The sequence below is a fragment of the Azospirillum sp. UFLA03-27 genome, from assembly GCF_059803775.1.
The window spans coordinates 1-5,804 of the sequence record NZ_JAUQTX010000338.1 but is presented as its reverse complement, the minus strand read 5'-3'; the positions used below and the strand labels follow the sequence as shown (position 1 = coordinate 5,804).

Below are 5,804 nucleotides of genomic sequence, written 5' to 3'. Positions count from 1 at the left end.
TGATCATGCAGGTGCCCGAGGTGGCCTCCGTCGGGCGCCGCACCGGCCGCGCCGAACTCGACGAGCACGCCGAGGGCGTACACTCCAGCGAGATCGACGTCGACCTGAAGCCGTCCGAACGCAGCCGGGCCGAGGTGCTGGCCGACGTGCGCGCCCGGCTGGCCGCCCTGCCGGTGTCGGTGAACATCGGCCAGCCGATTTCCCACCGGCTCGACCACATGCTCTCCGGGGTCCGCGCCCAGATCGCGTTGAAGGTCTTCGGCGAGGATCTGGACACCCTGCGCAGCCTCGCCGGGCAGCTTCAGCAGAAGCTCGCGGCGGTTCCGGGACTGGTCGACCTCCAGATCGAGAAGCAGGTGCGCATCCCGCAGGTCCAGGTGGTCGTGGACTACGAGCGGGCGACGCTCTACGGCGTGACCCCGGCCATGGCGACGGAGGCGCTGGAGAGCCTGTCCAACGGCCGCGTGGTGTCGGAGATCGTCGACGGCACCCGGCGTTTCGACGTCGTGTTGCGCCTGTCGGACGAGGACCGCACCACCAGCGGCTTGGCAAACCTGCTGGTCGAGACCCCGGCGGGCCGGGTGCCGCTCAGCCTGTTCGCCTCGGTCGAGGAGACGGACGGCCCCAACCAGATCCTGAGGGAGAACGGCAAGCGCCGCATCGTCATCCTCGGCAACTCCGACGGCCAGACGGACATGGCCCGGATCGTCGCGGGCATCCGCGACGTGGTCGCCCGGTCGCAGCTGCCGCCGGGCTACTTCACCAGCTTGGAAGGCACCTTCCAGGCGCAGGAGGAGGCGTCCAAGACCATCGCCGCGCTGTCGATGGTGTCGCTGGCGATGATCTTCCTGGTGCTCTACAGCCGGTACCGCTCGGCGGTGCTCGCCCTGATCATCATGGGCAACGTGCCGCTGGCCCTCATCGGCAGCGTCGCGGCGCTGTGGATCGCCGGACAGCCGCTGTCGGTGGCCTCGATGATCGGCTTCATCACGCTGACCGGCATCAGCACGCGCAACGGCATCCTGAAGATCAGCCATTACATCAACCTTGTCCTGCACGAGGGCGAGACCTTCGGCAAGGCTATGGTGATCCGGGGCAGCCAGGAGCGCCTGACACCCGTGCTGATGACCGCACTGTCGGCGGGCGTGGCGCTGGTGCCGCTGATGATCGGCGCCGACGCGCCGGGCAAGGAGATCCTGCACCCGGTCGCCGTCACCATCTTCGGCGGGCTGGTCAGCGCGACCCTGCTCGACACCGTCCTGACCCCGGTTCTCTTCCTCAAGCTCGGCGAGAAGCCGCTGAACCGTCTGGTTGCCGCCCAGGCCGGTTCGCTGCGCCCGGCCGAGGCCTACTGATCCCCCTCACCCGGTCCATCCAGAAGGAAACCACACCGTGAAGTTCTCGACCCTCCTGCTCGCCACCGCCCTCTTCACCGCCCCGGCCACGGCCTTCGCCGACGGCCCGAAGATTGGCCCGAACGGTGGCCAGCGCGCCGACGCAGGCCCCTACCACGTCGAAGTCGTGCTCAAGGGCAACGACGTCGTCCTGTACGTGACCGATGGTGCCGACAAGCCGGTCGATGTGACCGGCGCCAAGGCCGAGGCGACGGTCCTGGCGAACAAGCAGACCCAAAAGGTCGCGCTCGAACCCGCGGGCGGCAACGCCCTCAAGGGGCAGGCGAACCTCGGCGGCGCGCACGACAGCGTGAAGGTCGTGACTGCCCTGACCATGCCCGGCCAGAAGCCGGTCCAGGCCCGCTTCGAGATGGGCCACGCGGGTCACTGATACGGTTGGAAAATGATCGCTTTTATCATTCTCCAACTGTGAAACCCAGTAGATCAATGCTTTAGCATTGATCGAGAGGGTCATGCCGACGGCGCCTTCAGGTGCCGTCGGCATGAGATCGGCATGGGCGGCATGAGGCTCCCCGCACCATCCGCCCCGCAAGCAAGGAGATGCGCGATGAGCGCCAAGAAGAAACTCGCCACGATGGCTGCCGCCCTGCTGGTCGGTGCCGTGGTCGCCGTACCGGTCCGGGCGGCAGAGACCCTCAAGCTGAATGAGGTCTCACACCTCCACGGGATTGTCGTGGACCCCACAGACCCGTCGCGCCTGTATCTCGCCTCGCATCACGGCGTGTGGCTGACCAACCCCGAGCGGCTCTACGCCGTGACCGACAAGAGCGCCATCCTGACCAGCCAGGACGGCGGCAAGACCTGGAAACCGTTCCGGTCGTGATGTGCCGGGGGGATGTGGTGATGAAGGCGATGAAGATTGGCGTTGGCTTGGCCATAGGTGCAGCGATCGCGGTGGCTGGCGTCGTCCTGCTCGCTGGACCCAAGGCGGGCGCCGATCCAACCAACGCCGCCCAGGTTGCCCAGGGCAAGGCGGTCTACGCGGAGCAGTGCGCGTCGTGCCACGGCGTGCGGCTCGAGGGCCAGCCGGAGTGGCAAAGCCGCAAGCCGGATGGCCGTCTGCCCGCGCCGCCGCACGACGCCTCCGGGCATACGTGGCACCACCCCGACGCCGACCTCTTCAAGATCACCAAGCAAGGCGTCGTTGAGTTCGCCCCGCCCGGCTACGAGAGCGACATGCCCGCCTTCGGCGGCGTGCTGAGCGATGCCGAGATCTGGGCGGTCCTGGTCTTCATCAAGAGTTCCTGGCCCGAGGAGATCCGTCGTCGCCACGCCGCCCTGAGCGAGCGCGCGCGGAAATGAGGAGCGGGCGCGAGCGGTCTGCACAACGCGCTTGACCTTCCAGTCATTGGAAGGTGGAGCCTCGGTTTCATGGATGCCATCGCACGCCGGTGCCGGGAAGCGCGAACGAACGCGGAGGCACCGACGCCTGCATGCGAAGGGAGAAGCGAACATGAACGACCAGCACCGCAGCCACGCACACCATCCTGACCACCACAGTCACGGTGGGCACGACCACCACGCCGGTCCCGACGAGCGGCCCAAGGTGAAGGACCCCGTGTGCGGCATGATGGTCGATCCCGAGCGGACCGGGCACCAAGCCGGGCACGGCGGCCAGACCTTCCACTTCTGCTCGGTGCGCTGCCACGACAAGTTCGTCGCCGACCCGGAGCGGTACCTGAAGCCGGAGGCAAAGCCCGCCGCTCCCGAGAAGGCCGCCCAGGCGTCGCCGCAGAAGGGCGTGATCTACACCTGCCCGATGCACCCGGAGATCCGCCAGGAGGGGCCGGGCAACTGCCCGATCTGCGGCATGGCCCTGGAGCCGGTCGGAGCCACCCTCGAGGAAGGGTCCAACCCGGAACTCGTCGACATGACGCGGCGGTTCTGGATCGGATTGGTCCTGAGCGTGCCACTGCTGGTGCTGGAGATGGGCGGCCACATCCCGGGGCTTGGGCTCCATGACGTGGTGCCGCCCCGCATCTCCGTCTGGGTGCAGTTCCTGTTGGCGACGCCGGTGGTGCTGTGGGCGGGTTGGCCGCTGCTGGAGCGCGGCTGGCGGTCGTTCATGAACCGCAGCCTGAACATGTTCAGCCTGATCGCGCTGGGCGTCGGGGTGGCCTACGTGTTCAGCCTGGTCGCGACGTTCCTGCCGGGCATCTTTCCGCCGAGCTTCCGAGGCATGGATGGCGTGGTGGCCGTCTACTACGAGGCGGCGGCGGTCATCACCGTGCTGGTGCTGTTGGGCCAGGTGCTCGAACTCCGCGCCCGTGAGCAGACCGGCGGCGCCATCCGCGCCCTGCTGAACTTGGCGCCGAAGACGGCGCGCCGCATCCGTGCCGATGGCGAGGACGAGGAGGTGCCGCTCGAGGTGGTCCAGGTTGGCGACCGGCTGCGCGTCCGTCCCGGCGAGGGCGTGCCGGTCGACGGCGAGGTCCTGGAGGGCCGCAGCGCCGTCGACGAGTCCATGGTCACCGGCGAGAGCATGCCGGTCGGAAAGGAGCCCGGCTCCAAGGTGATCGGCGGAACGGTGAACCAGACCGGTGCCTTGGTGATGCGCGCCGAGAAGGTTGGGTCCGACACCATGCTGTCGCGCATCGTCACCATGGTGGCCGAGGCCCAGCGCAGCCGGGCGCCCATCCAGCGCATGGCCGACGTGGTGTCCGGCTACTTCGTCCCGGCGGTGATCCTCGTGGCCGCCCTGGCCTTCGTCGCCTGGATGGTTTGGGGACCGCAGCCCGCCTTCGCCTACGCGCTGATCGCGGCGGTCTCGGTGCTCATCATCGCCTGTCCTTGCGCGCTGGGGCTGGCGACGCCGATGTCGATCATGGTCGGTGTCGGCAAGGGAGCGACTGCGGGCGTCCTGATCAAGGACGCGGCGTCCCTGGAGCGGTTCGAGAAGGTCGACACGCTCGTCGTTGACAAGACCGGCACCCTGACCGAGGGCAAGCCAAAGGTGACCGCCATGGTTCCGGCGCCGGGCATCGACGAGGCGGACCTTCTGACGCTGGCGGCGAGCCTGGAGCGGTCGAGCGAGCACCCGCTGGCGGCCGCCATCGTCGCCTCCGCCAAGGAACGGGGCCTGCCGCTGCGGGACGTCGCCGACTTCGGCTCCGTCACCGGCAAGGGCGTCATCGGGACGGTCGGCGGGCGCACAGTGTCCCTCGGCAACGCTGCGATGATGCGGGACCAGGGTGTCGCGCTGGGCGACTTGGAAACGCGCACCGACGACCTCCGGCGCGAGGGCGCCACCGCTCTCTTCGCCGCCATCGACGGCCAGCCCGGTGGCGTGATTGCGGTCGCCGACCCGATCAAGGCGACCACGCCGCACGCGCTGGAGACGCTCCGGAACGACGGCGTGCGGATCGTCATGCTGACCGGCGACAACCGGACCACGGCCGAGGCGGTGGCGCGCCGCCTGGGCATCGACGCGGTCGAGGCCGAGGTGCTGCCGGAGGACAAGAACCAGGTGGTGAAGCGGCTGAAGGCGCAGGGCCGGGTGGTGGCGATGGCCGGAGACGGCGTGAACGACGCCCCAGCGCTGGCCGAGGCCGACGTCGGCGTGGCGATGGGCACCGGCACCGAGGTCGCGATCCAGAGCGCCGGGGTGACGCTGGTGAAGGGGGATCTGGCGGGCATCGCACGGGCGCGGACGCTCAGCCGGGCAACGATGCGCAACATCCGGCAGAGCCTGTTTCTGGCGTTCGTCTACAACGCGCTCGGCGTGCCGGTCGCGGCGGGTGTCTTCTACCCGCTGTTCGGGTGGACGCTGTCGCCGATCATCGCCGCGGCCGCGATGGCCCTGAGTTCGGTGTCCGTGGTTGGGAACGCGCTGCGGCTGCGTAGGCTCAAATTGTAGAATGATCGACGGGTGTCGCCCGCGCGAAGGCCGGACGCCGGTCTTCCCGGACTATGCTCCTGACCGTCATCCGTGGGTGTCGGGAATCCCCATTGGTATCGTCTGCCGAGTTCCTACTGCGGCCTGCTTTCCCGCGCATAGAAGGAACTGGGCTACCCGTTTGGTGAGCCGAATTGTCAGCAGCCAAGCGTTCGGCCAGATAGGAAGCACGCCCACGGAAGCGATCAAGAGGGAGATTCACTCCCCCTCCATCACGATCATGCGGATCTGAAACCGTGCAATTCTTTACAGGCTTCCCCGGTAACAATCTCACAGGCAAAAAAACACCACAGCCGGCAAGGTATGCAACCGGGGAAACTAGTAAACACAAAGGCCTCAGGCTGGAAACCTTACACGACCGCCCCTGGTAAGTTTTAGAACGGGATTTCGTCGTCCAGGTCGTCGTGCTTGGGCGGAGCACCACCGCCGCTGCGACCACCACCGCCGCCACCATAGCCGCCACCGCCGCTGCTGCCGCCGCCGTAGCCACCGCC

At 68.1% G+C, this 5,804-nt stretch carries 5 protein-coding genes; all 5 read left to right on the top strand.

Annotation, left to right across the window (positions count from 1 at the left end; all coding sequences use genetic code 11):
* Positions 1-1,355 (top strand): efflux RND transporter permease subunit (locus tag Q4I23_RS29920; RefSeq protein WP_498528635.1); only part of this gene is annotated, 1,355 nt, incomplete at its 5' end.
* A 37-nt stretch (positions 1,356-1,392) separates the two neighbouring features.
* Complete coding sequence (locus Q4I23_RS29915; protein WP_498528634.1) at positions 1,393-1,785, top strand: hypothetical protein; 393 nt, start codon at positions 1,393-1,395, stop codon at positions 1,783-1,785.
* Between the two features lie 177 nt (positions 1,786-1,962).
* Positions 1,963-2,238 carry a hypothetical protein gene (locus tag Q4I23_RS29910; RefSeq protein WP_498528633.1) on the top strand — a complete coding sequence of 92 codons (276 nt, stop codon included), beginning with the start codon at positions 1,963-1,965 and terminating at the stop codon, positions 2,236-2,238.
* A 20-nt stretch (positions 2,239-2,258) separates the two neighbouring features.
* Positions 2,259-2,717, top strand: a complete 459-nt coding sequence (locus tag Q4I23_RS29905) for a c-type cytochrome (RefSeq protein WP_498528632.1) — start codon at positions 2,259-2,261, stop codon at positions 2,715-2,717.
* 151 nt (positions 2,718-2,868) lie between these two features.
* Entirely contained in the window at positions 2,869-5,271 is a 2,403-nt protein-coding gene (locus Q4I23_RS29900; RefSeq protein ID WP_498528631.1) for a heavy metal translocating P-type ATPase, read from the top strand.
* The last annotated feature ends 533 nt before the right edge of the window (positions 5,272-5,804 follow it).